This is a genomic window from Burkholderia vietnamiensis LMG 10929, from assembly GCF_000959445.1.
Lineage (GTDB): Bacteria > Pseudomonadota > Gammaproteobacteria > Burkholderiales > Burkholderiaceae > Burkholderia > Burkholderia vietnamiensis.
Window position 1 is genome coordinate 401,222 of sequence record NZ_CP009630.1, and the last position, 24,398, is coordinate 425,619.

Sequence of the window (24,398 nt, forward strand, 5' to 3'; positions counted from 1 at the left end):
GAGTGCTCCTGGTTGAAGCGCTCATGATCGGACGCCGCGCGCGTTCAGTCTGGAACGTTTGTGCAGATCCGCCGATACGCGGCCGGCGTCATCCGGTACGCGCGGCGGAACCAGCGGCCGAGGTGGCTCTGGTCGGCGAAACCGACGTCCGCGGCGGCCTGCGCGGGCGTGCGGCCGGCCGCGAGCAGCCGCCGCGCGGCGCGCAGCCGCAGGCGCACCAGATACGCGTGCGGCGACGTGCCGTAGGCCCGCTGGAACAGCCGCGTGAGCCGGAAGCGATCGACGCCAGCGAGTTCGGCGAGTTCGTCGAGCCCCGGGTTGCCGTCCATTCGCATGTGCAGCAGCTCGCGCACGCGCGCGATCGCGGGCGGCACGTCGCGGCCGCCGACGCCGGTCGGCGACGACGCGCGCAGCTGGCCGCCGAGCCGCGTGAGCAGACGGTCGAGCGTCTGGTCGCGCGCGAGCTTGCCTTCGTTGCCGTGCAGCGCGACGAAGGCGTCGCGGATCGCCTCGACGAGCGCGCGATCGTCGACCAGCGTATGGCCGAACGCGGCTTCGACGCCGCTCAGGCCTGGAAGATCGATGCGGCGCGCCGCACGCTCGACCCATGCCTGCGGCAGGTACAGCATCGAATACGTGAAGCCGCCGGCTTCCGGCGCATGGCCGTCGTGCGTCGCACCGGGCTCGATCAGGATCGCGCGGCCCGGCACGCTGGTATGCAGCGACCGATGACACTGGAACCGCTGCACGCCCTGTTCGGTGAAGCCGATCAGCATGTCGTCGTGATCGTGCGGGTCGTATGCGTGGCCGCTGAAATGCGCGCGCAGGCTTTCGATCCCCGTTTCAGGATCGCGGCGCGCGACGAGCCAGTGCTCGTGCGTGCCGCCGTCATCCGCTGCGCGTCCCATCGCTCGCCTCGCTGCCCGTCGTTGCCCGGCGGATAGTGTACGCAGATCGCGGAGGGTCCGTGCGCCGCCGGCGCGCGTGACGGCGTTACAGCGCGCGCGCGATCGCCTGTTCGAGCAGCGACAGCCCGAGATCGATTTCGGCTTCGCTGACCGTCAACGGCGGCGCGATCCGGAACACGCCGCCCATCCCCGGCAGCTGCACGATGTTCATGCTGAGCCCGAGCTTCATGCATTCGCGCGTGATCTTCGCGCCGAGGCCATCGGCCGGCTCCTTCGTGCGGCGATCCTTGACGATCTCGACGCCGAGCAGCAACCCGCGTCCGCGCACGTCGCCGATGCATTCGAAGCGCTCCATCAGGTCGAGCAGCCCGCGCCGCAGCCGCTCGCCCATCAGGTTCGCGCGTTGCACGAGGCCGTCGCGCTGCACCACGTCGAGCACGCGCAGGCCGACCGCGGCCGGCAGCGGGTCCGACACGTGGGTCGTGTAGAACAGGTAGCCGAGCGCGTGCGCGCGCTCCTCGATCTGCGCGGACGTCACGACGGCCGCGAGCGGCAGCCCGGCGCCGAGCGTCTTCGACAGCGTCAGGATGTCGGGCGTCACGCCGTCGCGCTGGCACGCGAACATCGTGCCGGTGCGGCCCACGCCCGTCTGCGCTTCGTCGAGGATCAGCAGCATCCCGCGCTCGTCGCACTTGCGCTTGAGCGCCGCCATGTAGCCGTCCGGCAGCTCGATGATGCCGCCCGAGCTGAGGATCGGCTCCGCGATGAACGCGGCGAGATTGCCGCTGGACTGGCGATCGATCAGATCGAACGCGTAGTCGAGCTCGGCAAGGTAGTCGTACGCGCCGTTGCGCTCGAAGCGCGGCCGGTACGCGAACGGCGCCGGAATCGCGAACGAGCCCACGGCCGCCGGGCCGACGCCCTTGCGGCCCGCGCTGTAGGTGGCGGACGCCGCCGCGCCCGTCATCCCGTGCCACGACTGCGCGAAGCCGACGATCTCGTACTTGCCGGTGACGAGCTTCGCCATCCGGATCGCCGCTTCGTTCGATTCCGCGCCGGTGCTCAGCAGCAGCGCGCGATCGAGGCCGGGCGGCGTGAGGTCGGCGAGGCGCGTCGCGAGCTCGACGACCGGCCGCGACAGCATCCCGCTGAACAGGTGATCGAGCTTGCCGGCGTATTCGGCGATGACCGCGACGATGTCCGGATGGCAGTGCCCGAGCACCGCGCTCATCTGGCCCGACGTGAAGTCGAGGATCGCGCGGCCGTCCGCGTCGTAGACGAAGCTGCCCTGCGCACGCTCGACGATGAGCGGCTCGAACGTGCCGCCGTAGCGGATCAGGTGATGCGTCGCGTTGTGCCAGAACGTTGCGTCGTCGTTTGCGGACATCGTTTTCTCCAGGCGAGGGGCAGGGAACGCTTGCAGTCTAGGCGCCGCTCTGTTTTGATGGAAACGAATAGTTCTTATGCAAGGTAGAAAAGGAGCTAATACCTTGGCACGTTCGCTCGACATCGATCTGCTGCGCTCGTTCGTCGTGATTGCCGAAGTGCGCTCGCTCAGCCGGGCGGCGGCGCGGGTCGGCCGCACGCAGTCCGCGCTCAGCCAGCAGATGCGGCGGCTCGAGGAGAGCGTCGACCAGCCGCTGTTCCAGCGCACCGGGCGCGGCGTGGTGCTCACGCATCCCGGCGAGCGGCTGCTGCTGCATGCGCAGCGCATCCTGCGGCAGCACGACGAGGCGCTGGCCGATCTGTGCGGCACGGGGCTGTCGGGCACGATCCGCTTCGGGTGCCCGGACGATTACGCGCAGGTGTGGCTGCCGTCGCTGCTGCGGCAGTTCTCGAGCCATCATCCGCACGCGATCGTCGAGGTCGTGTGCGGGCCGACGCCGCGGCTGCTCGAACAGCTTGACAAGCGCGCCGTCGATCTCGCGATGATCTCGGTGCCCGACGAGGCGGCAACCGACGATTTCATCCGCCGCGAGCAGCTGGTGTGGATCGGCTATCCGGGGCTCGATACCGCGCAGTTCGAGCGGCTGCCGCTCGCGCTTTCCGATCCCGACACGCTCGATCACATCGCGGCGTGCGATGCGCTGGCGCGCGCCGGGCGCGACTATCGCGTCGCCTATGCGAGCAGCAGCCTCGCGGGGCTGATCGCGCTGGTGCGCTCCGGGCAGGCGATCGCGGTGATGACGCAAACGGCGGTGCCCGCGGACCTCGCGATCCTCGCCGCCGAACGCGGGCTGCCGCCGCTGCCGGCGGTGGGCATCACGCTGCGCTTCGACCGGAAGCGGCCGTCGCATCTGACGGCGGTGTTCGCCGAGCACATACGCTCGGTGTTGCCGCTGTTGTGACTCGCGGCGGCTGAGGTGGCGCATGCCGTTACGGTGCGTCGCAGCGCAACTCCCGTCAGAACCGATGATGCGCGTGCCCGCAGTGCGGCTTTCTGCATCGCGGGTCGTCACTCCGGTCGCATGCAGGCGCGCTGCTGCCCCGCGACCGTCTTACGACGTCGCGCGCCTTCTGTCGCATTTACACGCGTCGATCGCGAAATAGACTTCGAATCGAGCGACCCGATGCGCGGGTCGACAGGGCCGCCCACCATCCCGCGTCGCTCACGCAACGGCCTTCGCACGTCGTTCGACGGTAGCTGGCTACCGGGGACCGTCGACCATCGGGCCGCGTTCGGGGGAGCGCGCCTGTTTCGGTGGAAGCGCGGGTGACGACGTCAAGCGATGCGCCACTCAACTGTTTTCGCACGAACCCGTTCCGTCCCGCTGGCCGACCTCGGTCGCGCCGGCTCGCCGTCGACCGCCGACCTCATCGGGCCGGATGCCGCCGCATCGGATGCCGCTGCGGGCGGATGGGCAACGAGGGGTCAGCATGAACAGGTCACTTCGGATCGTCAGTGCCGCGCTCGCCGCGCTGGCATGCAGCGCCGGCCATGCGCCGGTTCCGGTCCACGCGGCGACGCTCACGTATACCGCGCCGTCGCACGCGTTCCACCCATCCCGCGCATCGCGCGTGCGACCGGCCGCATCGGCTACGCTGCCGCCCGTGATCGTCAAGCCGGCCGTCGACGGCAGCGACCAGGCCGACGCGCTGCAGACGGCGCTCAATGCATTGCAGGCCGGGCAAACGCTGATACTTTCGCCGGGACGCTATACGGTCAGCCGGTCGCTGTCGGTTGCGATGTCGGGTGTCGTCGTGTCGGGCTACGGCGCGACGCTCGCGGCGACGAATCCGGCCGACCAGACGATCGTGATGAGCGGCGCCGATTCGACGCTGGTCGGCGTCACGCTGATCGGCGCCGGCACGACGCGCCTCGCGACACCGGCGTCGACCAAGGTCGAAGTGACCGGCACCGGCGTTCAGGTGCTCGGCGTGACGGTGCAGGGCGGCGCGAGCGCGGGCATCTTCGTGTTCGGCGGCCGCAACGTCGCGATCGTCGGCAATACGGTGCGCGCGACGCTTGCCGACGGCATCCACATGACCGACGGCGCAGCCAACGTGCTGGTGCAGGGCAACACGGTGACGGGCACCGGCGACGACCTGATCGCCGTCGTCAGCTATCTGTCCGACGGCCGCGTGAGCAACAACGTGCTGATCGACCACAACACCGTATCGGGAAACTACTGGGGGCGCGGAATCGCCGTCGTCGGCGGCCAGGCGGTGACGATCTCGAACAATACGGTCGACGGCGTGCAGAAGGCGGCCGGCATTCTGGTCGCGCAGGAGGACAGCTGGCGCACCTACGGCGTCTCGAACGTCGTCGTCGACAACAACGTCGTGTCGAACGTCCAGAACGCGAACGTCGACAACGGACTGTTGCCGACGCAACAGGGCGCACTCGAGCTCGATACGTGGTCGGGCACGGTGTCGTACGTCGTCGTCACGCGCAATCGCGTGACCGGGTCCGGCTATACCGGGTTCCGCGCGCTGGGGAACGTGTGCGCGTTCGAGGCGGCAAACAATGCGTTCGCGTCGATCGCGCAAGCGCCGGTGTCGTTGCTGTCGCGCGGCTGCCCGGCCAGCCGGATCGTCGTGGCCGGCAACACGCTCGACGGCGTTGCGCTGGTCGCGCCGGTCGGCGCATCGCCGTCGGGAACGATTCAGGCGACCGGCGCGGCGACGGCGACGATGCCGCAGGTGCGTACCAATCTGATGCGGTAGCCGCGTGGCGCAACGCCGTCACGCGGCGCCGCACGGACCGCAGGTTTCGGCATACGCGTGCATCATCGTCGCGACGTGCGGCCGAATCGCGTCGGTGCCGAATGTTGGCCTCGGCGCGCGCCGACAAGCACATCGCGCGTCGGGCCATCCGGCGCGGGCGTGCCGGCAAATCCGGCCGCCGCATCGGGGCGTACATGCTGCGATCGGTGCGATCGGATCTCGCAGCGCTTGTCGCGCGTGCGCGAGCTGCCCATCCCGGCTCACAGCAGCCCGGCCTTGCGCGCGGCCGCTGCCGCCTGGGTACGGTTCAGCACATTGAGCGCCTTGAAGATCGCCGTGACGTGCGCCTTGACCGTCTTCTCGGACAGATTGAGGCGATCCGCGATCACCTTGTTGGGCACGCCTTCTGCAACGTATCGCAGCACCTCGATCTGGCGCTTCGTGAGCGGCCCGGCGCTGCGCGTCGCCGGCGCAGGACGCGGGCTGCCCGGTGCGGCCGACGACGAATCGTCGAGCATCAGCGGCGGCACGTAGCGCTCGCCGTCGAGCACCATCCTGATCGCCGACAGCACCGTATGCGGCCCCGCCGATTTCGGCACGTAGCCGAGCGCGCCGCGCGCGAAGGCGGCCCGCACGTCGGCCGCATCCTCGGACGTGGACAGCACGATGATCTGCAGTTGCGGGCACTTGCCGGCAAACGCGGAGATCGCATCGAGGCCGTTCATTCCCGGCAGCTTCAGGTCGAGCACGATCGCGTCGAAATCGGCGGATTGATCGAGCATCCGCATCGCATCGTCGGCGTTGCCGGCTTGCGCGACCGTTACGTCTTCGCCGTTTTGACGCAGCAATGCGGCTACGCCGTCGCGCAGAATCGGATGATCGTCGACGATGAGAATCTTCATGAGAATCCGCGATGCCGAAGGGAGGAAAAGCTGCCGGTTGAACGAGGCCCGAGGTTGCGTGCAAGGCCCGGATGGCTGGTCGTGGTCGCGTTCCGCCGTGCGATCTTACAGGCAATCGTGCGCGTGCAACGCGCCTGTTTCGGCGACGTCGATCGTTGCGGCGACATCGTATTTACATTGCCGCATGAATCGCCGCGACTGACTCGCGCCGGTAACCAATCCCCGGCGATCGTCGCTGCGTGGTGGCGTCCCCGTGCAGGCCAAATTCGATGCGCCGACAACCAAACAGAATCGCGGCAATGGCCGGATCGCCGGATGGGCGGACCGCCGGATCGCGCGGATTCGAACTGCAATTTGGCGCGGATGCCGAGGATTCGTAATTCGGGTGACGCAGTGTGGGAGGCGAACGTGTCGTACTTGTGGTTGTCGCTGCAACGACTGCGGGCGGATTGCGCGACCGCGATGTTCCGGCTCGGCGTGACGGGCGACCCGGCCGATGCGAACGCATCGCTGTCGATGACGCTGAGGATCGAGAGGAGCGAACTCGCGTCGTTCGATCGATCTGCGTGCCGCGCCTGAGTGTGCCCGGCGTCATCGATGCGACGGCGCGCGGTTCGGCTCACTCCGGTTCGCCGCTCCGCGCGCGCACGCCGGCCGCGATCAGGTTGCCGATCGCCGCGCGCAGCTTGTCGTTCGGGATCGGCTTGTGCAGCAGCAGGCAATGGCTCGCATGGGCTTCGGCAAGGCGGTCGGCGGCCGTGTCGCCGCTGATCAGCAGCGCGGGGATGTCGTCGTTGTATTCGCTGCGCAGCCGCTCGATCACCGTCAGCCCGTTTTCGGCGCCGCGCAGGCGGAAGTCGCAGACGAGCAGGTCGGGGCGGCGCGCGCATGCCGACAAGCGTTCGATCGCAGCGTCGCCGCTGTCCGAGACGATCGTTTCATAGCCCCACAGTTCGAGCAGTCTGGCCATGCCGTCGCGGATCGCGAGCTCGTCGTCCACGACGACGACGAGCCCCGAGTGATGCGACACGTCGTCGGCGGGTTCGGCCGATGCGTCGGCTTGCGCCGCAGCGTGATCGCAGCGGCTCACCCACACTTCGAAGCACGATCCGCGGCCGGGCGCCGAGCGCACCTTCAGCTCGCATTCGAGCAGGTCGGCCAGCCGTCGCACGATCGCGAGCCCTAGTCCGAGGCCGTTTGCGCGGTCGCGTTCCGGGTTGCCGACCTGGTAATACTCCTGGAACACCAGCTCGAGCTGGTCGGCAGCGATCCCGCGTCCGGTGTCCCATACCTGGATCGCGACGCGTGCGCCGCGTCGTCGGCAGCCGACCACGATCCGGCCGGCATCCGTGTAGCGCACCGCGTTGGACACGAGGTTGCGCACGATGCGCTCGAGCAGCACCGGATCGGTATCGACGATCGCGCGGCACGGGACGCGCGTCAGCGTCAGGTTTTTCGCCGCCGCGTCGAGCAAGTGATCGGTGCATGCGTGTTCGAGCACCGCGTCGACGTGCACCGGCCTGCGATGCACGTCCACCACGCCGGCATCGAGCCGCGACACGTCGAGCAGCGCGCCGAACAGCGAGTCGAGCGCATCGGTCGAACGCTCGATCTGCACGAGTATCTGCGCCCGCTCCGTGTCGGTCTTCGCGCCGCGCAACGCACCGACCAGCAGGCTCAGCGCGTGGGACGGCTGACGAAGATCGTGGCTCGCGGCGGCGAGAAAGCGCGATTTGGCCAGATTCGCGTCTTCGGCGATCTGCTTCTGGCGCAGCAGGTCGTCCGCGAGCCGCTTCGCGGTCCGGTTGCGCGCGCGCAGATCGCGGGCGAGCTGTTCCGCGCGAAAGCGCAGGCGAATGTTCTGCGCCGCGCTTCGGTTGGCGAGCAGGCCGAGATAGGCGATCACGCAGACGAACAGGAACATCATCGGCGCCGTCGCCTGCTGCACGCGATTGTCGGACAGCGCGGCGGCGACGACGTACGGGACGGTGGCCGGCAACAGGAACGCGAGGAACGCCGGAAGATACGTGCCGAAGACCGGCACGGCGCCGGCCACTACCCCGAGCGTGGCGGTGACCGCGAGGCTCTCGACCTCGAACCCGCGTCCCTTCGCCAGTTCGATCGACGACCACCCCCAGCCGATCCCGGCCGCCGTGCTGCAGGCGACGAATCCTGCCGCCCAGCGCGATCTGCGCGTGTCGCGGTTGGCCGAGCGGTGGTAGCGCCACGCGAGGCACGCGTGCGCCGTCGAGCACGCGACGATGTACGACAGCCACGCGGCGCCGGCCAGCGGATCGACGCGCCCGAGGCGCTCCAGCGAAACGACGAGTGTCGCGGCCAGCAGCGTTCCGCCGCACACGCTCAGGGTCACGATGCCGTAGACGAGCTTCAGTTGTTCGGCGGCGATCGGGCTTTCCGGATGCATCGTCATCCAACGGGCTCCCCGAGGTACGAACGCAATTGCAGCAGGCGGCGCACGTCGGTCCTGCTGGGCCGGCATGTCGACGCTGGGTTGGTCGATCGTCGGCAAGGATCGCGCCGATGGACGGTCAAGTATCGCCATGTCGGATCATGGCGTCCATCGGTCGATCGTGCGTTTTGCGGCGCCGAGCGGAACGGCGTGGGGAGGGGAGCATCGCTCGCCGGGGAGCCGAGCGGGATCGGCCAACGATGTCGTGGCACGCGCACGCGCGCCGCCGTCGATTGCTGCGGCCGGGCGATCCGCCGTGTTCCGCGCGCCCAATAAAAAAACCGCGAAGCGTTGCGCTGTCGCGGTTTCTTTTCTATGCCCGAAACACGGTCGATGAAAACCGTATCTGGTGCCGACGGCGAGACTCGAACTCGCACAGCTTTCGCCACTACCCCCTCAAGATAGCGTGTCTACCAATTTCACCACGTCGGCACTTCGGTACTGCAAGGGGCGCAATTCTAGCGTCACATTGCGCGTTTGTGAAGGGGGTATGCCGCGATTGCGCTGGCGGCGTGCGCGATCCCGGTAAAATCCGTCGGTCCGCCCGGCCCAACATCGCATCCGTACCCGCTTCTTCCCGTGACGACCACCCTCGAACAACTTCAATCCGGCCAGTTGTCCGGCGCCCGAGAACTCAAGCTCGCGTGCGGGCTGACCGAATTCCCGCGCGAGATCTTCGACCTCGCGGACACGCTCGAAGTGCTCGATCTGTCCGGCAATGCGTTGTCCACGCTGCCGGATGACCTCGCGCGGCTGCACCGGCTGCGCATCCTGTTCGCGTCCGGCAACCGCTTCACCGAATTTCCCGCAGCGCTCGGCGCGTGCCCGCAGCTCGACATGATCGGCTTCAAGGCGAACCGGATCCGCACGGTGCCGCGCGGCGCGCTGCCGCGTGCGCTGCGCTGGCTGATCCTGACCGACAACGAGATCGACGCGCTGCCGGCCGACATCGGCGACTGTTCACGCCTGCAGAAGCTGATGCTCGCCGGCAACCGGCTGCGCGCGCTGCCGGCCGAATTGGCGGCGTGCCGTGCGCTCGAGCTGGTGCGTCTGTCCGCGAACCGGCTCGACGCGCTGCCGGACTGGCTGTTGCGCCTGCCGCGCCTTTCCTGGCTCGCGGCCGCCGGCAATCCGCTTGGCGCGGGCCCGGAGGCCGCCGCGTCTGCCGAGCCCGGCGTGGCCGAGATCGATTGGGCGTCGCTCGCATGCGAACACCGGCTCGGCGAAGGCGCGTCGGGCGTGATCTACCGCGCGCAGTGGCGTGCGGAGGGCCGCGCGACGCGCGCGGTCGCGGTGAAGCTGTTCAAGGGCGCAGTGACGAGCGACGGGCTGCCCGACTGCGAAATGGCCGCGTGCCTGCACGCGGGCCGCCATCCGAACATGATTCCGGTGATCGGCAAGCTGCGCGGTCATCCGGACGGCGCGCACGGCCTCGTGATGGAGCTGGTCGATCCGGCGCTGACGAATCTCGCCGGGCCGCCGAGCTTCGCATCGTGTACGCGCGACGTCTATGCGGCCGATGCGCGCTTCGCGCCGGCCGACGCAGCGCGGCTCGCACACGGCATCGCGTCGGTCGCCGCGCATCTGCATGCGCGCGGCATCATGCACGGCGACCTGTACGCGCACAACATCCTGCACGACGGGGCAGGCGGCGCGCTGCTCGGCGATTTCGGCGCGGCGTCGCTCTACGACGTGAACGACCGCGTGCGCGCGGCGCGGTTCGAGCGGCTGGAAGTCCGCGCGTTCGGTTACTTGCTGCGCGAGTTGCTGGAGCGATGCGAGCCGCGTGCCTGGGCTGCTGCGCAAGCCCTCGACGCGCTGGCCGCTGCGTGCGTGAACGACGAGGTCGACGCGCGGCCGTCGTTCGAGCAGATCGTCGCCGCGCTGGCTGCAACGATGGACTGACGGTTTCGTGCGCGCGGTGCCCGCGCGGGCGTTCGCGCTCAAGCTTGCCGCGCCGTCAGCAGCTTGATCCCGAGCCCGACGAACAGCAGCCCGCTCGCGCGCTTGGCCGCGCGCAGCCACGGGCTGACGCCGAAGCCGCGATGAAGCCGGCGCACGCCGAACGAATAGAGGCTGTGCACGACGATGACGGTGCATGCGATCGTCGCGTACATCGCGACGAACTGCATCGCGAGCGGCTGATCGTGCGAGATGAACTGCGGCATGAACGCGGACAGGAAGATCATCGTCTTCGGATTGCTGCCCGACACGAACAGCGCTTCACGGAACAGCTTGCTGCGATCCGGTTCGACGCTTGCCGCGCCGCTGTCCGGCGCGCGCCGGTGGCGATCGCCGCGCAGTTGCCGGATGCCGATGAAGATCAGGTACGCGGCGCCGACGACTTTCATCGCGACGAACAGCGGCGGCATCGCGGCCAGCACCGCGCCGACGCCGAGCGCGACCAGCACGACCACCGCGCCCTGCGCGACGAGGTTGCCGGCGATCGTGGCTGCCGTGCCGTGCGAGCCGTAGCGCACCGTATTGCGGATCACCAGCAGCACGTTGGGGCCGGGCGACAGCGTGGTCGCGAGATAGGCGGCGGCAAACAACATCCAGGTCTGAACGGACATGCGGCGCTCCGGAAGGCGGGGTCTGCGGTCGGGGTGAATCGCTGCATGATGCCACGGCTGCGCGCGGCTCACCCCGGCGCATCGCGTCAACGCGTGTCGCGCACGCAGGATGCGACGATCGACGCAGGCGAATCGATCGCGGCCGGCCGCGTGATCCACGCGACCCACGCCGCCCATAAACCGCAGACGATCAGCACGGCGAGATTCAGCGGCGTCCGGTAGCGGACGATCCGGTCGGCGAGCGTCGGGCGTTGGTGGCTCATGTTGGTCTCCTTCGGGCGGGAAATAGGGCGTTACTGGCCGGTGTACGACGGCGCCTTCGCGTCGCAGGTCACGGACACCGTCGAGCCGTCGGCGAAGTGCAGCGCGAGCGGCACCTTCGCACCGGGCGCGACCGGCTTGCGCGCGTCCTCGAGCATCACGTGATAGCTCTTCGGCTTGAACGTGACCGTGCCGTGCGCGGGCACCTCGACCGCGTCGACGTGGACCATCTTCGCGGTGCTGCCGGCCGTCAGCGTTTCGTGGATCATCGCCATCCCGTATGCGGGCGTGTCGATGCCGGTGAGCGTGGCCGGCTTGTCGCCGTCGTTCTTCAGCGTGAAGTAGCCGGACGACGGGACCGTCGCCGGCATCGTGCGGATCCAGCAGCCATCGGCCTGGACGGCCGACGCGGCGAAGGTGGCGGGCGCCTGCAGCGCGAGCAGGGCGAACAGCAGGCTGGCGGGAATCGAGCGTTTCATCGAGTGCATTCCTTGTCGGGTATCGGAAGTTGCCGTGCGGGCATCGTCGGCGTCACTTCACCGTGAACGTGTAGCGGCCCTGCGTGCGATGGCCGTCGCTTGCCACCGCGACCCACGCGACCGTGTACGTGCCGGCCGCGAGGCTTGCGAGGGCGACGTGCATGCGTTTGCGGTTGCCGGCGTCGACCGCCGATTTCCCGTCGGCGACCGACTGGCCGTGGCTGTCGGTGACCACGATCGAGCTGAATGCGGGTTCGAGCGTTTCGCTGAAGTCGATCGCGACCTCGTGCGGCGCGCTCGCCAGCGTGGCATCGGCGGCGGGGTCGAGGGTTTTCGGGTGTGCGTGCGCATGAGCAGCCTGCGCGATGACGAAGCCGGCGATGACGAGTGCGCCGCGAACGAACGAAGTGATTTTCATGTTGGTTGATCCGATCGGAGATGACGAGGAGAACGATGCGTTCGACGCGTCGCCGCGCGCGTTCGCACGCGCGCATGCCGCAAGCGGGCGTGCGCGCACGGTGCGATGCCGCGGGCAGGCAATACGGTCGAACAGGAACGTTTTGGCGCCGCGCGCGACGAGGCGCGCGCAGGCGGACGGCGCGATGCGCCAACGCATCACGCGCGGTGACGGTGCTTCAGGCGGCGGACGGTGGCGCGCGCGGTTGTGCGACGGTGAGCGGCAGCGCGCGCGGCAGGCTCTCGAAGCGGGTCGCTTCGCGGTGCTGCAGCGGCGCACGATTGGCCGCGAACGTCAGTTCGGGCGCGGGCAGGGCCGGCGTATGCGCGAGCAGGCTGCAATAGCCGCATGCCTGCAGATGGGCCTGCAGGCTCTTCGACGACGCAGCGTCGCCGTGGTCGGCATCGCTCGGCCCGGCCGTGCAGTAACCGGCGAGCAGCGCGTCGACGCGGTGTTGCGTCGTCAGCGCCTGTGAGATCGTCGGCGCGAGCGTCGTCATCAGGATGGCGAGCATCCCGATCAGACTGACGATCTTGCGGAGACGACGACTCAGCATGCGATGCGCGGCGGCATATGGAGGAAGGCGATGCTGCGGATTATGCCACGCAGCCGCCGCGGCGGCGGGCGCGGCACACGGCCGCGCGCCGCGCTCATTCGATCATTTGGGCGTCGGGCACGTCGAGCACGAGGTCCGACGTCGCGACGGCCACGCACGGCAGCGTATAGCCTTCGGCCTTCTCGTCGCGGCTCAGCCCTGGCCACTCGATCGTGTAGCGCACGCTGCCGCTGACGATCCGGCACAGGCAAGTGCGGCACGTGCCGTTGCGGCACGAGCGCGGCAGGCTGACGTGCGCGAACGCGGCGGCTTCGAGCAGCGTCAGCGAGTCGGGCGCGTCGAACGTCGCGCCGAGCGGCTCGACGCGCACGAGAGGGGGACGTTCCGGATCGGTCATGGTGAAGGCGGGCGGCAGGCGGCGGCAATGCGATGCGAGCGCCCAAGCATACCCGAAGCCGCGCGCGGCCGGCGCCGTGCAGGCCGCCGGCCGCGATCTCAGTGCCGGCGCAGATAGCGGTAGACGGTATTGCGCGCGAGCCCGAGCTCGCGCGCGGCAGCCGACACGTTGCCGCCGTGCCGCGCGAGCACCGCATCGATCACCGCGGCCTGGTGGCTCTGCAACGTCGTTGCCGCGCGCGTGCCGGCCGGCGCGGGCGAGCTCGCCGGCGCGTCTTCGCAGTCGAGCCAGAAATCGTCGGGCAGGTGCGCGAGCGTGATTTCGGCTTCGTCTTCGGCGAGCATGCCGGCCGTGCGCAGCACGTTGGTCATCTGCCGCAGGTTGCCGGGCCAGCGGTGGCGCAGGAATGCGTCGAGGACGTCGGCGGCGACGCGCGTCGGCATCGGCTCGCTGTGCGCGAGCCGCGCGAGGATGCGCTCCACCAGCACCGGCAGGTCGGTGCGCGCGGCGAGCGGCGGCAGCGTGACGGCGAGCCCGTTGATCCGGTAGAACAGGTCTTCGCGGAACGTGCGCTCGGCGATCATCGCGCGCAGGTCGCGGTGGGTCGCGCACACCACGCGCACGTCGACCGGCACCGCGCGTGCGCCGCCGAGCGGCATCACCGCGCGTTCCTGCAGCACGCGCATCAGCCGCACTTGCTGCGCGAGCGGCATGTCGCCGATTTCGTCGAGAAACAGCGTGCCGCCGTCGGCCTGCGCGATCTTGCCGGGGCTGCCGCGCTTGCGCGCGCCGGTGAACGCGCCGTCCTCGTAGCCGAACAGCTCGGCCTCGATCAGCGAATCGGGCAGCGCGGCGCAGTTGACGGCGACGAACGGGCCGTCGGCGCGCGGCGACGCCTGGTGCAGCGCGCGGGCGAGCCATTCCTTGCCGGTGCCCGTCTGGCCGAGGATCAGCAGCGGCAGGTCGCGGCCGCGGATCTTCGCGACCCGGTCGAGCACGGCAGCCATCCGTGCATCGCCGGTGTCGAGCGTCGCGAACGTGATCGCCTCGGGGTCGACCGCGCGCGGGCGCGCGGCGACGGGCGCCGGTGCGGGCGGCGTGACGGCGACGGTCGTCTTGCGCGCCTCGGCGAATTCGCAGCGCGCGAGCACGCGCACGCCGGTCGACAGCGTCAACTGGAACGGCGCGCCCGGTGCACGGGCCGCCTGCTGCGCGAGCTGATTGAACTGCATGCCGAACAGCGCGTCGCAGCCGCGATGCTGCAGTGCATCGAACGTCGCGCCGAGCTGAAACTGCGCGCTGCGGTTCGCGGCGATCAGTCCGCCGTCGCGGTCGAACGCGACGAGCCCGGCGAACAGCGAGTCGACGCAATCCTCGTGGGCGTGGAAGCGCAGCCGCAGCGCTTCGGCGCAGCGGTTCGCGAACAGATGGTTCTCGATCAGCTGCGCGGACATTCGCACGAGCGCGAGCGTGTGCGGGCTGAAGCCGCGCGGATCGCCGCTCACGTCCAGCGTGCCGAGCGTGCGGCCGAACGGATCGATGATCGGTGCGCACGAGCAGGTGAGGATGTGATTCGCGCGCAGGAAGTGTTCGTCGCCGTGCACGGCGACGGCCTGGCCCGACGCGAGCGCGGTGCCGATCGCGTTGGTGCCGCGCGTGCCTTCGGCCCACGACACGCCGGTGCACAGCGCGACGCGGTTCGCCTTCTCGATGAAGTCCGCGTCGCCGATGCTGTGCAGGATCACGCCGTCGGCATCGGTGAGGAGCACGAGGCTTTGCGTGTCGGCGATCTGCGCGTGCAGGTTCTCCATTACCGGGCGCGCGTGGGCGAACAGCGCATGGTTCGTGTCGAGGAGTTCGCGCAGCGCGAGCCGCGACAGCGGCGAGAAATCGGGGCGCTCGTCCGCGCGCAGGCCGAGCGCCGTCGAGCGGGCGTGCGCCTGTGCGAGCAGGTCGTTGCGGCCCGCGGCGGCGGGCAGCACGAAAGGTTGAGGCATGTGTCGTCTCCTGTCGGCCGCGGGCGGCGCCGAAGCGCGTGCCGGGGCACCGTGCGTCGCGGTCGGCCCGCCGTGACGCGTTGCGCGGCGCCATCCGGGCTGCGCTTGGCGGGCTGCGCCCGCGCGTCCCGGCGGCCGCGATCGATATCGCCTCATCATACAAGCGCCGCGCGCGTTGTGCGCGCCGCGTATAAACCCGTCTTGCTTTCACGCGGCCGCCTGCAATGATGGAAGTGGAGCACGCACGCGCCGTGTTCCGCATTGCAACATGCATGCGACGTGACATGCATCCGTTCGGGAGACCCATCATGGTTCGGACGGAACTCAGAGTCGTGCTGGCGGCCATCGCCACTTTCATCATGCTCGGCGGCATCGGCGTCGCGATCCACGGTTTGCTGTTCGACGCGATCGACGCCGTCCGGTACGGGGCGGCCGCAATCGCGGTGGGCGCGACGACCGCCGCGATCGCGCTCAACATCTGGCCCACCGATCCTCACTGACGCCGCGCGGCGCACGCCGCTGCAGGGCGCGCTGGTCGGACGAAAATGCGCGTCGGAACGACGCACGCCCAAAATTTGCCTCCTGCGCGAAACCGTCTAAAGTGGAATGCAACCGGCATGCATCGTCCGCGCGACAAGCCCGTGGGCGACGCCCCTGCCGGCGAGCCCGCGTCCATTTTCGTCCGGCCGGTGGCGGACGACGGACGCGGTCACGTGTTGACTACCGGACGAAGGGCGGCGCCATGCAGATCCATTTCACGAACGAGAAGCCCGAATATTCGGGGCGCGACCTGATGCTCGGATTCACGGCGCTCGTGAATGGCGAGCGCGTCAAATGCCAGATCACGGCCGAAGCGCTGGAAGACCATTTCGGCGCCGCGTCGCCGCGCTTCGAGGACATGGTCGGCGCGTACGACCAGCATCGCGAGCGCATCGAGGCGGCCGCACGGCGGCTCTTGTCCGAAACGCGCGCGCAATGCGTGACGCTGCGCAGCGGCTACGTGCGCTTCTACGAGGCGAACTGGCGCTGAGCCGCACGCTCGGGTAGTGACGCAGCGGGCGCCGAATTCCGGCGCCCGTGTCGTATCGGCGCGGCGCGCATGCGGCGCCGCGCGTCGCATTGCGCCCGGTTCGCGCCGCCCGAACCCGTCAGGATTCCATCGCGTTCAATCCGTCGCGACCAGCGCATACGCGCCGTCGGTCGCGCCGTGCGCGCGGGCGATGCGAGCGAAGCCCGTATCGGCGAGGTGCATGCCCGCGATCATCAGGTTCTCCCCAGCGGCGTGCGCGAGCGTGGCCGCGCGCGTCGCGCATGCCAGCGACGCATCGTGGTCGAACGCGATCGACACGTCGGGGTGCGCGACCTGAACCGGCGCGAAATGCACGAGATCGCCCCAGATCAGCAGGCGCTCGCCGCGCGATTCGACGCGATAGCCGGTATGGCCGGGCGTGTGGCCCGGCAGCGGCACCGCCGCGATGCCGGGCAGCACGTTGCCGCCTGCGATGGTGCGCAGCTGCGCGCGACAGGCGTCGAACGCGCGCCGTGCCAGCTCGAAATTCCCGCGTGCGCGCTCGCTGGCGCGTTCGTATGCGTCGTGATCCAGCCAGAACGCCCGTTCCCGTTCGTGAATCAGCACCTCGGCGCGCGGGAAGGCCGGCTGTCCGCGCGCATCGAGCAGGCCGCCGATATGGTCGGGATGCGCGTGCGTCAGCAGGATCGTGTCGATGTCGCGCGCATCGATCCCGGCTTGCGACAGCGCCGCCGGCAGCAGGCCGCCCCAGTTGCGGAAGCCGCCGGCGCCGGCGTCGACCAGCACGGTCCGGCCGCCGCCGCGGATCACATAGCAGTTGATGTTGACGTCGGACGGCGCCGGCACGCCGGCCCGCTGCATGATGCCCGCGGCCGCGTCGACGTCGATGTTCGACAGCAGATCGAGGCCGGCGCTCAGCGTGCCGTCGCTGAGCGCAATGACGGAGAAATCGCCGATCTGACGGCACGGGAACGGCGGGCGCGCAATGGACGGGTTCATGGTCAGTTCCGGGCGTGAAGGTGGGCGCTGTCGTGGCCGAAGCAGCGGATGCGCGCGACCAAGCCGGTGTGGCGGAGAATTTCGCGGTCGAGCGAAGCCATGAATCGATCGATCAATTCGGCGGTGCGCAGTCGGCCGAGGCGAAAGCGGATCTCCGCGCTGACCGGGTGTCCGCAGCCGTGCCGCACTGGCACGAACGCGACGTGGACGGTGCCGGGCGCGGCATTCAGCACGTCGGTGCAGAGCGTGTCGCATGCCGACGACAGCGCGGCGAGGGACGTCTGCGCCGGCATGCCGGCCTCGGCGATGAAAATCGTGACGCTGGGCATGGCCGGCTCCCGTCAGCGTGCGGCGGCCGTGGCCGGCGTGCCGACGAGCTGCTCGCCGATCGGCGCATAGAGCCGGATCGCCGCGCCGGCTGCGTGCGACGCGAGCCGTGCTCCGTCGCGATCGAGCACGGCCAGCCAGCGGTGGGCCGGCCGACGATCCAGCGCGACCGCATGCAGCGCGGCGGCGGCGATGCCGGCCAGGGCGAACGGCGCGGCGTCGTCGCTCACGGCCAGCCATTGGCCGTCGGCGACGGCCGGCGCGGGCGCGGCGCTGTCGTACACGTTGCGGCGCCACTCGACGATGTGCGGCTGCCAGCGTGCGAAATTGCCGCCGCCCTTCGCGCGATACTCGGCCGACGTCAGCACGTCCGGCGCGTCGATCGTATGCAGCGCCAGATAGACGGGGCCGTCGCCGCCGAGCGCGCGAAAGCGTTGCGACGTGCGAAAGCCCGACACGGAGATCAGCGCGGGCAGTTTGACGCGGCTGTAGAAGTCGTTCCACTCGGCTTCGACGGCCGGCTCGGCGATGCTGCATTCAACGGCATAGATCATGACTTCTCCACGGGGGGCGAGCGGCCGTCGGCATCGGCGGGCTGGCTCGTTGATTGAGTTTTTGTCATGATAGTGAGCCGCAGAACCGCGGAAAAACGATGATTCGTCATCGTTCAGTGACATTCGATCAAGCTGTGGCCCAACCCGGGGGAAACGTGACGCGACGCAGGATTCCGAGCAACTCGGCCTTGATGGCATTCGAGGCCGCCGCGCGGCACGGCAGCTTCGCGCGGGCCGCCGACGAGCTCGCGCTGACCGAAGGCGCGATCAGCCGCCAGATCGGCCGGCTCGAGGCGTTCCTGGGCGTGGCGCTGTTCGAGCGTGTCGGCAACCGCGTGCGGGTCGTGCCGAACGGGGCGCGTTACGCGGCGCAGGTGCGCGAAGTACTGGACCGGCTCGAGCGCGACAGCCAGTACCTGATGGGGCAGGCGGGCGACGGCGGCAGCATCGACATCGCGGTGACGCCGACGTTCGCGACGCGCTGGCTGATTCCGCGGCTCGGCGGCTTCCAGGCGGAGCATCCGAACATCACCGTGCATCTGGCCGATCGGGCCGAGCCGTTCGTGCTCGCCGGCAGCGGCTTCGATGCCGCGATTCATTTCGAGCACCCGGCGTGGGCCGGCATGCATACGTACCGCTTGTGCGAGGAGGTGCTGGTGCCGGTCTGCCGCCCGTCGCTGCTCGCGGGCGGGCACCCGGACGCGCTGCTCGGCACGCTGCCGCGCCTGCACAAGCGGCAGACGCCCGATGCGTGGTCGGCCTACGTGCAGGAGACGGGATTGCCGGTCGACAACCCGGCTGCCGGCGCGCGGCACGATCTTTATTCGATGCTGATCGCCGCGGCGCTGGCCGGGCTTGGCGTCGCGCTGGTGCCGCGGCTCTACGTGGAAGCCGAGATCGCGCAGGGTTTGCTCGCGGCGCCCTGGCCGGACGGCCGCGGCGTGGTCAAGCGCTTCTGTCTCGTGGTGCCCGAAGCGCTCGAATTGGGCGACGGCCCGCTGCGTACTTTCGCGCGCTGGGTGCTTCGGCAGGCAGGCGCGTGATGCGGCGGCGCGTGCGCCGCATGCGCGCCCCAACGAAAACGCCACCCGAAGGTGGCGTTGCGTCATCGTGGGTCGCGCCGCGGCGCGTGCGTCACTCGCCGCCGAGGTAGAAGTAGCGGAACAGGAACACGGCCGCGATGATCCAGACGATCGGCTTGACCGTGCGGGCCTGGCCGGTCAGCAGCTTCAGGCCGCCGTATGCGATGAAGCCGAACGCGACGCCGTTCGCGATCGAATACGTGAACGGCATCAGCAGCGCGGTGAGCGCGGCCGGCACGGCTTCGGTCGCGTCGTCCCACGGGACGTCGACCATCTCGCGCAGCATCAGGCACGACACGTACAGCAGCGCGGGCGCCGTCGCGTAGCCTGGCACGACGCCCGCGAGCGGCGCGATGAACAGGCAGGCGAGGAACAGCACGGCGACGGTGATCGCCGTCACGCCCGTGCGGCCGCCGGCCTGCACGCCCGAGGCGCTCTCGATGTACGCGGTGGTCGACGACGTGCCGAGCACCGAGCCCGCGACGATCGCGGTGCTGTCGGCGAGCAGCGCCTTGTTCAGGCGGTCCATCTTGCCTTCGACGAGCAGGCCGGCGCGGTTCGCGACGCCCATCAGCGTGCCGGTCGCATCGAACAGCTCGACGAGGAAGAACACGAGGATCACGTTGATGATTCCGGTCGACAGCGCGGCGCCGATGTCGAGCTTGAACAGCGTCGCGTCGATCGACGGCGGGGCGGAGAACACGCCATGGAACTGGTTGTCGCCGAAGAAGAACGACAGGACCGTGACGCCGATGATGCCGATCAGGATCGCGCCGCGCACGCGCAGATAGTCGAGCGTGACGATCGTGAAGAAGCCGACGATCGCGAGGATCGTGTCGTGTTTGTGCAGGTCGCCGAGCGTGACGAGGGTCGCGGGACTGCCGACGATCACGCCGGACGTCTTCAGCGAGATGATGCCGAGGAACAGGCCGATGCCGGCGGTGATCGAGATGCGCAGCGATTTCGGAATGCCGTTGACGATCGCCTCGCGCACGCGCAACAGCGTGACGAGCAGGAACAGGCAGCCGGAGATGAACACCGCGCCGAGCGCGGCCTGCCACGTGAAGCCCATGCCCTTGACGACGGTGTAGGCGAAATACGCGTTCAGGCCCATGCCGGGCGCGCACGCGATCGGATAGTTCGCGTACAGGCCCATGATGATCGACGCGAGCGCCGCGACGAGGCAGGTCGCCACGAACACCGATTCCTTCGGCATGCCGGCGTCGCCGAGAATCGCAGGGTTGACGAAGATGATGTAGGCCATCGTCAGGAACGTGGTGACGCCCGCGAGTATTTCGGTGCGGAAGTCGGTGCCGGCTTCAGCGAAGCCGAAATACCGCTTGATGGATTCCATGAAGGCGTTTCTCCGGTCGGGTTGTCGTGTTGCTTGTTGTTCGTGCCGAATTGTTGTAAGCCAGCGCGAGGCCGGCGTACTGTAACCAGCCACTATTGCGACGCTATCGGCGGATTGTAATAGCGTGGATAGCTCGGACGATATAGTCGCGGGGCGCGATCGCGCGCGTTCGCGCGGACGGCCGCAGATGCACGTTGCAGATGCACGTCGCGCGACGGCGGCGCGCATTTTACCGGTTCGGGCGAAGCGGCCGGGCGCAAACGATGGAAACGATTCGGTGGCGGGTACGACGGCGACGGCACGACGCCGTGCGGTAGAGAGGGTTCGCCTGCAAGGGCGCGCCCGCCCGAACGGGCGGGCAGCTGCGCGCGCCGGCCGTTCGGCAGGCCGGGCGGCGGCGGACATCGGGCTATGCTGCTCCGAAGCCGGCGCGTGCGCAACTGCGATTTCGCGCCGCTCGCGCGACTGTGGTTTCTGTGTAAAAGATCGCAAGACGCCATCGCGTTAACCGGCAAGTCTTTCTACGATAGATGAACCGTGCACGCACGCCGGCCGATCGCTGCCGACGCGGGGGAGTCGCAGTCCGTGCAGGCCAGGCGGCGAAGTGCGGTGACGGTCGTTGCGCGTTCGGGCACGCGCGACCGGTTGCGATAGCCCGATGCGGGTTCGTCCGTCATCACGGAGGTCAGCATGTTGAACTGGATCAGCCGTTGGGCGATGCGGCACGCCCCCACGCCGGAAAAAACCGCTGCGTCGATGCTCGTCACGGCGCGCATGGAACTGTTCACGGCCGAACAGCGCGTCATCGATGCGAAATTACAAGCGGATTACTGGCGCACGCGTGTGTCGTTCCTCGAGGAGGTGCAAAAGCAGGGCATCGATCCGTGGGTGACCTCGCAGGCGGCGCAACGTCCGGACGTCGACACCACACCCCGCGGTACGGGCCCGCGTCTCGCCGCCAGCACCTGACGCATGCATTGCATGTGAAAGCTGCGCAGGGCGCGCGATCGCGCGCGGCACGCAGCGGCGTGCCGCGCCACTCGAAGCGCACCCGCGGCCGATTGCGCCGCGGGTGCGTTCGTTTTCCGACGCGGTCGTTCGCTGCGTCAACGCGTTGCCCGGCAGCGCAGCGTCAGTCCCGCCTTCTCCCTCTTGCGGCGAGCCAGCCGCGCACCCGCGCGAGCGTGCGTCCGAGGCGGTCGCCGCGCCGCACGTATGCGGTCGTGATCGATGCTTCGGCGGGGCGGCCGTCGTAGGTGCCGAGCCAGATGCGATCGCCGCGCGCGATGCGCAGCACGTCGCCCGGCTGCACCCAGTAGTCGTCGACGCTCGGCGGGCGCGTGATCCACAGCGCGGCGCCGTGCGCGCGGATTTCCGCATCGCTCGGCGCGCGCCACGTCAGTGTCGTGTGCGGTGCAACCGCGAAGCGGATCACGACGGTCGGTAACGCGATCGCGCCGGCGCGGCGCGAGTCGGGACGGTCGAACAACGGGCTTGCCTGGTCCATCGTCTGCTCCATTCGTTGGGCCGGACGAATGAAGCGCACCAGAACAAAAAGGCCTCATCCGTTTCCGGTGAGGCCTCGTGTGACATGCGTACTGCTCGGATGCTAACGCACAAGCGCCTCCCGTGATCCATTCTTTCGAATGTTCACCGAGCAATGAATCGCGATGGCGATGAGCTTGAACGTAGGCATGCGAACGAGTGTGTCGATGTCGTACGGCGTTGTCAACGACTATTTGGGCGTCGCGCGGCGCTCACGCGTCGCGCTGCGCGAGGCCGTTCACGAGCAGTTCGGACAGCAGGCCCGTCATCCCGTTCGGATGGGTGGCCGCACGCGCCTTCAGCTGTTCGACGAGTTCGGCGTTGAGCTTGCACGCGAACGGCACGAGGCCCTGTTCCTGGTCGAGCTTGCGCTGTGCGCGGCGATCGAGCTTCGCCGCTTCGTCGGCGCCCTTGCCGAAGCGCGCGGAGCCGGACTGCTTCATCGCTTGCGTGAGCTTCAGCGCCTTGTTCTTTTCGAGATCGGTTTTCTTCATGGCCATCGCGGCACCTCCGGGAAATGAAGCCGCGATTGTACGCATTTCGGCGCACGCACCGCCGGAACCGTCGAGTTGCAGGGCGTGGCGCGGCGCGGGCGTCGTCCTTCGTCGCGCTCCGGTTGCCGTTCTGCGCGGCGGGCCGGCGCGTCATGTCATATATGAAGCGCCGGTTCGAGCCTTCGCAACGCGGTGTGTATGTAACCGGCCTTGAAGTCACGCAGCGCTGCGCCGCTCGGGTTCGAGAACGGCGGCCGGCAACCGCGGTAGGGACGGGAGGCACCAGGACGCGGCGCAGCGCCCCACGCGAGGTCCGCGCACGCGTCCGGATGTCGCGCCGGATCAATTCGCCGTCGCGTCGTGGCGCGACGCTGTCAAATTGCCGAAATAATTTCGTCACATCATTCGCCCCCATTCGACGCCTTTGCGGCCTCGAATGGGGGCGATGTGTCGCGCGTCGCGCGGGGCAGCGGCCGAAGCCGATTCGGCATTTCAACGGAGAGATACCATGCAACGCCGCAAGTTCATCAACACCCTTGCCGCGGCGACCGCTGCGACGCCGCTGATGCTCAAGGCCGGCATGGCCGGCGCGAAGAGCGCGACCGCGCCGGACGCGCTGGACCCCGGCCGCTGGTCGCCGTTCAACGCCGCGCGCCTGCAGACGGTGCTCGACCGGCATGGCGTCGCGAGCGCGGGCTACGACGCCAGGCGCCGCCCGTATGCGGTGTTCGACTGGGACAACACGTGCATCATGAACGACTGCGAAGAAGCGTTGCTGATGTACCAGATCAACCATCTGCAATACAAGCTGACGCCCGACGAGTTCGTCGGCGTGATGTGGAAGGACGTGCCGAAGGGCGCGTTCATGAAGGACTACACGACCGTCGACGGCAAGCCGGTGACGATGGAGGATCTCGCCGCCGACGTCGAGTCCGACTACCGCTGGCTCCATGCGAACTACCAGGGCTTCGGCGGCGACAAGAGCCTCGACGAGATTCGCGAGACCGACCAGTTCAAGGACTTCCGCGCGAAGCTGTACTTCATGTACGACGCGATCTGCGACACGCATCCGCTCGAAGTCGGCTACAAGTGGATCATCTACTTCTACAAGAACATGACGACTGCCGAGCTGCAGGCGATGGCGCAAGCGTCGAACAACTACGGCATCGGCGACGCGCTGCGCAAGGTCCGCTACGAAAGCCCGAAGGCGCTGCCGGGCAAGGCGGGCGTGGTGGCCGACACGCATTTCCACGGCATCCGCATTCACGAGGAGATCCGCTCGGTGATGCATACGCTGCGCGCGAACGGCATCGACGTGTACGTGAGCACCGCGTCGCTCGACGACGTCGTGCGCGTGTTCGCCGGCAACCCGAACTACGGCTACGGCGTGGCGCCCGAGAACGTGATCGGCCTGCGGCTCGACATGCAGGACGGCAAGTACACGAGCACCTATCCGGCCGGCTGGCATTTCAACTGGGGGCCCGGCAAGACGGTGGGGATCCGCAACGTCCTCGCGTCGAAGAAGGGCTACGGCCCGCTGCTGGTGTTCGGCGACAGCGACGGCGACGCGTGGATGCTGCGCGATTTCAAGGACACCGCAGCCGGCGTGATCGTCAACCGGATGAAGAAGGGCGAGATCGGCGCGGACAGCAAGCTCGCGTCCGAACAGATCGGCAACCCGGACGCGCGCTTCCTGCTGCAGGGCCGCGACGAGCACACCGGGCTGATGATTCCCGACGAGAAGTCGATCAAGTACGGCAAGACCGAGCGCAAGCTGCTGGCCTGACGCGCACCGGACGCGGGCGCCGCCGCACCCATCGGCGCCGGCGCCCGGCATATCCGAGCC

At 68.9% G+C, this 24,398-nt stretch carries 26 protein-coding genes and 1 tRNA gene; 9 read left to right on the plus strand and 18 right to left on the minus strand.

The genetic code is table 11. From position 1 onward, the window contains the following. Positions 1-44: 44 nt before the first annotated feature. Both AK36_RS02160 and AK36_RS02165 read right to left on the minus strand, forming a co-directional pair. The gene (locus AK36_RS02160) at positions 45-908 is read right to left on the minus strand and encodes an AraC family transcriptional regulator (protein ID WP_011880719.1); all 864 of its coding nucleotides are present in this window, start codon (positions 906-908) and stop codon (positions 45-47) included. An 85-nt stretch (positions 909-993) separates the two neighbouring features. Beyond that, positions 994-2,295, minus strand: coding sequence for an aspartate aminotransferase family protein (locus AK36_RS02165; RefSeq protein WP_045577746.1), 1,302 nt, complete (start codon positions 2,293-2,295; stop codon positions 994-996). 76 nt (positions 2,296-2,371) lie between these two features. Between AK36_RS02165 and AK36_RS02170 the strand changes: the two genes are divergently transcribed. Both AK36_RS02170 and AK36_RS02175 read left to right on the plus strand, forming a co-directional pair. Continuing rightward, positions 2,372-3,256 (plus strand): LysR family transcriptional regulator, encoded by an 885-nt coding sequence (locus AK36_RS02170; protein ID WP_174479777.1) that lies wholly within the window; start codon positions 2,372-2,374, stop codon positions 3,254-3,256. Positions 3,257-3,785: 529 nt separating this feature from the next. Continuing rightward, a complete protein-coding gene (locus AK36_RS02175; protein ID WP_014723934.1) occupies positions 3,786-5,075 on the plus strand; it encodes a right-handed parallel beta-helix repeat-containing protein in 1,290 nt (429 codons plus the stop codon). A gap of 260 nt (positions 5,076-5,335) precedes the next feature. On the opposite strand, the gene AK36_RS02180 is transcribed toward AK36_RS02175, so the two are convergent. After that, on the minus strand, positions 5,336-5,977 hold the full coding sequence (locus AK36_RS02180) for a response regulator (protein WP_045577748.1): 642 nt from the start codon (positions 5,975-5,977) through the stop codon (positions 5,336-5,338). Between AK36_RS02180 and AK36_RS30540 the strand changes: the two genes are divergently transcribed. Next, positions 5,951-6,556: a flagellar transcriptional regulator FlhD gene (locus AK36_RS30540; protein WP_080938589.1), complete on the plus strand. Its 606-nt coding sequence runs from the start codon at positions 5,951-5,953 to the stop codon at positions 6,554-6,556. The genes AK36_RS02180 and AK36_RS30540 overlap by 27 nt on opposite strands. A 40-nt stretch (positions 6,557-6,596) precedes the next feature. Here the strand turns inward: AK36_RS30540 and AK36_RS02190 are convergent, their stop codons facing one another. Both AK36_RS02190 and AK36_RS02195 read right to left on the minus strand, forming a co-directional pair. Next, positions 6,597-8,408 (minus strand): ATP-binding response regulator, encoded by a 1,812-nt coding sequence (locus AK36_RS02190; RefSeq protein ID WP_045577750.1) that lies wholly within the window; start codon positions 8,406-8,408, stop codon positions 6,597-6,599. A 386-nt stretch (positions 8,409-8,794) separates the two neighbouring features. Beyond that, positions 8,795-8,879, minus strand: a tRNA-Leu gene (locus tag AK36_RS02195). A gap of 147 nt (positions 8,880-9,026) precedes the next feature. Between AK36_RS02195 and AK36_RS02200 the strand changes: the two genes are divergently transcribed. Continuing rightward, positions 9,027-10,352, plus strand: a complete 1,326-nt coding sequence (locus AK36_RS02200; protein WP_045577751.1) for a leucine-rich repeat-containing protein kinase family protein — start codon at positions 9,027-9,029, stop codon at positions 10,350-10,352. A gap of 38 nt (positions 10,353-10,390) precedes the next feature. Here the strand turns inward: AK36_RS02200 and AK36_RS02205 are convergent, their stop codons facing one another. The 7 genes from AK36_RS02205 to AK36_RS02230 form a co-directional block, all read right to left on the minus strand. Continuing rightward, entirely contained in the window at positions 10,391-11,020 is a 630-nt protein-coding gene (locus AK36_RS02205; RefSeq protein WP_045577752.1) for a LysE family translocator, read from the minus strand. Between the two features lie 86 nt (positions 11,021-11,106). Beyond that, positions 11,107-11,283, minus strand: coding sequence for a hypothetical protein (locus AK36_RS33865; RefSeq protein ID WP_011880711.1), 177 nt, complete (start codon positions 11,281-11,283; stop codon positions 11,107-11,109). 30 nt (positions 11,284-11,313) lie between these two features. Next, entirely contained in the window at positions 11,314-11,760 is a 447-nt protein-coding gene (locus AK36_RS02210) for a copper chaperone PCu(A)C (protein WP_045578392.1), read from the minus strand. 52 nt (positions 11,761-11,812) lie between these two features. Continuing rightward, positions 11,813-12,178: a copper homeostasis periplasmic binding protein CopC gene (gene copC / locus AK36_RS02215; protein ID WP_045578393.1), complete on the minus strand. Its 366-nt coding sequence runs from the start codon at positions 12,176-12,178 to the stop codon at positions 11,813-11,815. A gap of 217 nt (positions 12,179-12,395) precedes the next feature. Further along, positions 12,396-12,773, minus strand: a complete 378-nt coding sequence (locus AK36_RS02220; RefSeq protein WP_014723926.1) for a DUF2946 domain-containing protein — start codon at positions 12,771-12,773, stop codon at positions 12,396-12,398. Positions 12,774-12,867: 94 nt separating this feature from the next. After that, the gene (locus tag AK36_RS02225) at positions 12,868-13,170 is read right to left on the minus strand and encodes a 2Fe-2S iron-sulfur cluster-binding protein (RefSeq protein ID WP_034195467.1); all 303 of its coding nucleotides are present in this window, start codon (positions 13,168-13,170) and stop codon (positions 12,868-12,870) included. 98 nt (positions 13,171-13,268) lie between these two features. Beyond that, positions 13,269-15,167, minus strand: coding sequence for a sigma-54-dependent Fis family transcriptional regulator (locus tag AK36_RS02230; RefSeq protein ID WP_045577753.1), 1,899 nt, complete (start codon positions 15,165-15,167; stop codon positions 13,269-13,271). 308 nt (positions 15,168-15,475) lie between these two features. On the opposite strand from AK36_RS02230, the gene AK36_RS02235 reads away from it, so the two are divergent. Next, positions 15,476-15,667: a DUF2964 family protein gene (locus AK36_RS02235; RefSeq protein ID WP_011880705.1), complete on the plus strand. Its 192-nt coding sequence runs from the start codon at positions 15,476-15,478 to the stop codon at positions 15,665-15,667. Between the two features lie 242 nt (positions 15,668-15,909). Next, positions 15,910-16,197: a DUF1488 family protein gene (locus AK36_RS02240; RefSeq protein ID WP_011880704.1), complete on the plus strand. Its 288-nt coding sequence runs from the start codon at positions 15,910-15,912 to the stop codon at positions 16,195-16,197. 135 nt (positions 16,198-16,332) lie between these two features. Here AK36_RS02240 and AK36_RS02245 read toward each other — a convergent pair whose 3' ends face one another. From AK36_RS02245 to AK36_RS02255, 3 genes are read right to left on the minus strand one after another with little or no spacing between them, the layout of a single operon-like run. Next, positions 16,333-17,196, minus strand: coding sequence for an MBL fold metallo-hydrolase (locus tag AK36_RS02245; RefSeq protein ID WP_014723921.1), 864 nt, complete (start codon positions 17,194-17,196; stop codon positions 16,333-16,335). Positions 17,197-17,198: 2 nt separating this feature from the next. Further along, positions 17,199-17,525 (minus strand): hypothetical protein, encoded by a 327-nt coding sequence (locus AK36_RS02250; RefSeq protein ID WP_045577754.1) that lies wholly within the window; start codon positions 17,523-17,525, stop codon positions 17,199-17,201. Between the two features lie 12 nt (positions 17,526-17,537). Further along, positions 17,538-18,077, minus strand: coding sequence for a hypothetical protein (locus tag AK36_RS02255; RefSeq protein ID WP_045577755.1), 540 nt, complete (start codon positions 18,075-18,077; stop codon positions 17,538-17,540). 191 nt (positions 18,078-18,268) lie between these two features. Here AK36_RS02255 and AK36_RS02260 point away from each other — a divergent pair, with 191 nt between their 5' ends. After that, positions 18,269-19,120 (plus strand): LysR substrate-binding domain-containing protein, encoded by an 852-nt coding sequence (locus AK36_RS02260; protein WP_014723919.1) that lies wholly within the window; start codon positions 18,269-18,271, stop codon positions 19,118-19,120. Positions 19,121-19,211: 91 nt separating this feature from the next. Here the strand turns inward: AK36_RS02260 and AK36_RS02265 are convergent, their stop codons facing one another. Beyond that, positions 19,212-20,513, minus strand: coding sequence for an NCS2 family permease (locus AK36_RS02265; RefSeq protein WP_011880699.1), 1,302 nt, complete (start codon positions 20,511-20,513; stop codon positions 19,212-19,214). 690 nt (positions 20,514-21,203) lie between these two features. Between AK36_RS02265 and AK36_RS02270 the strand changes: the two genes are divergently transcribed. Further along, the gene (locus AK36_RS02270; RefSeq protein ID WP_011880698.1) at positions 21,204-21,482 is read left to right on the plus strand and encodes a hypothetical protein; all 279 of its coding nucleotides are present in this window, start codon (positions 21,204-21,206) and stop codon (positions 21,480-21,482) included. 163 nt (positions 21,483-21,645) lie between these two features. On the opposite strand, the gene AK36_RS02275 is transcribed toward AK36_RS02270, so the two are convergent. Then, the gene (locus AK36_RS02275) at positions 21,646-22,020 is read right to left on the minus strand and encodes a DUF2917 domain-containing protein (protein WP_045578394.1); all 375 of its coding nucleotides are present in this window, start codon (positions 22,018-22,020) and stop codon (positions 21,646-21,648) included. 250 nt (positions 22,021-22,270) lie between these two features. Beyond that, on the minus strand, positions 22,271-22,558 hold the full coding sequence (locus AK36_RS02280) for a hypothetical protein (RefSeq protein ID WP_011880696.1): 288 nt from the start codon (positions 22,556-22,558) through the stop codon (positions 22,271-22,273). 502 nt (positions 22,559-23,060) lie between these two features. On the opposite strand from AK36_RS02280, the gene AK36_RS02285 reads away from it, so the two are divergent. Then, positions 23,061-24,338 carry an HAD family hydrolase gene (locus AK36_RS02285; RefSeq protein ID WP_045577756.1) on the plus strand — a complete coding sequence of 426 codons (1,278 nt, stop codon included), beginning with the start codon at positions 23,061-23,063 and terminating at the stop codon, positions 24,336-24,338. Positions 24,339-24,398 lie beyond the last annotated feature (60 nt).

Excerpts from the sequence above, each read along its gene's own strand:
- AK36_RS02160 (WP_011880719.1), bottom strand. The coding sequence starts at position 908 with ATGGGACGCGCAGCGGATGACGGCGGCACGCACGAGCACTGGCTCGTC.
- AK36_RS02165 (WP_045577746.1), bottom strand. The coding sequence starts at position 2,295 with ATGTCCGCAAACGACGACGCAACGTTCTGGCACAACGCGACGCATCAC.
- AK36_RS02170 (WP_174479777.1), top strand. The coding sequence starts at position 2,372 with ATGCAAGGTAGAAAAGGAGCTAATACCTTGGCACGTTCGCTCGACATC.
- AK36_RS02175 (WP_014723934.1), top strand. The coding sequence starts at position 3,786 with ATGAACAGGTCACTTCGGATCGTCAGTGCCGCGCTCGCCGCGCTGGCA.
- AK36_RS30540 (WP_080938589.1), top strand. The coding sequence starts at position 5,951 with ATGATCGTCGACGATGAGAATCTTCATGAGAATCCGCGATGCCGAAGG.
- AK36_RS02180 (WP_045577748.1), bottom strand. The coding sequence starts at position 5,977 with ATGAAGATTCTCATCGTCGACGATCATCCGATTCTGCGCGACGGCGTA.
- AK36_RS02190 (WP_045577750.1), bottom strand. The coding sequence starts at position 8,408 with ATGACGATGCATCCGGAAAGCCCGATCGCCGCCGAACAACTGAAGCTC.
- AK36_RS02205 (WP_045577752.1), bottom strand. The coding sequence starts at position 11,020 with ATGTCCGTTCAGACCTGGATGTTGTTTGCCGCCGCCTATCTCGCGACC.
- AK36_RS33865 (WP_011880711.1), bottom strand. The coding sequence starts at position 11,283 with ATGAGCCACCAACGCCCGACGCTCGCCGACCGGATCGTCCGCTACCGG.
- AK36_RS02210 (WP_045578392.1), bottom strand. The coding sequence starts at position 11,760 with ATGAAACGCTCGATTCCCGCCAGCCTGCTGTTCGCCCTGCTCGCGCTG.
- copC (WP_045578393.1), bottom strand. The coding sequence starts at position 12,178 with ATGAAAATCACTTCGTTCGTTCGCGGCGCACTCGTCATCGCCGGCTTC.
- AK36_RS02220 (WP_014723926.1), bottom strand. The coding sequence starts at position 12,773 with ATGCTGAGTCGTCGTCTCCGCAAGATCGTCAGTCTGATCGGGATGCTC.
- AK36_RS02225 (WP_034195467.1), bottom strand. The coding sequence starts at position 13,170 with ATGACCGATCCGGAACGTCCCCCTCTCGTGCGCGTCGAGCCGCTCGGC.
- AK36_RS02230 (WP_045577753.1), bottom strand. The coding sequence starts at position 15,167 with ATGCCTCAACCTTTCGTGCTGCCCGCCGCCGCGGGCCGCAACGACCTG.
- AK36_RS02235 (WP_011880705.1), top strand. The coding sequence starts at position 15,476 with ATGGTTCGGACGGAACTCAGAGTCGTGCTGGCGGCCATCGCCACTTTC.
- AK36_RS02240 (WP_011880704.1), top strand. The coding sequence starts at position 15,910 with ATGCAGATCCATTTCACGAACGAGAAGCCCGAATATTCGGGGCGCGAC.
- AK36_RS02245 (WP_014723921.1), bottom strand. The coding sequence starts at position 17,196 with ATGAACCCGTCCATTGCGCGCCCGCCGTTCCCGTGCCGTCAGATCGGC.
- AK36_RS02250 (WP_045577754.1), bottom strand. The coding sequence starts at position 17,525 with ATGCCCAGCGTCACGATTTTCATCGCCGAGGCCGGCATGCCGGCGCAG.
- AK36_RS02255 (WP_045577755.1), bottom strand. The coding sequence starts at position 18,077 with ATGATCTATGCCGTTGAATGCAGCATCGCCGAGCCGGCCGTCGAAGCC.
- AK36_RS02260 (WP_014723919.1), top strand. The coding sequence starts at position 18,269 with ATGGCATTCGAGGCCGCCGCGCGGCACGGCAGCTTCGCGCGGGCCGCC.
- AK36_RS02265 (WP_011880699.1), bottom strand. The coding sequence starts at position 20,513 with ATGGAATCCATCAAGCGGTATTTCGGCTTCGCTGAAGCCGGCACCGAC.
- AK36_RS02270 (WP_011880698.1), top strand. The coding sequence starts at position 21,204 with ATGTTGAACTGGATCAGCCGTTGGGCGATGCGGCACGCCCCCACGCCG.
- AK36_RS02275 (WP_045578394.1), bottom strand. The coding sequence starts at position 22,020 with ATGGACCAGGCAAGCCCGTTGTTCGACCGTCCCGACTCGCGCCGCGCC.
- AK36_RS02280 (WP_011880696.1), bottom strand. The coding sequence starts at position 22,558 with ATGGCCATGAAGAAAACCGATCTCGAAAAGAACAAGGCGCTGAAGCTC.
- AK36_RS02285 (WP_045577756.1), top strand. The coding sequence starts at position 23,061 with ATGCAACGCCGCAAGTTCATCAACACCCTTGCCGCGGCGACCGCTGCG.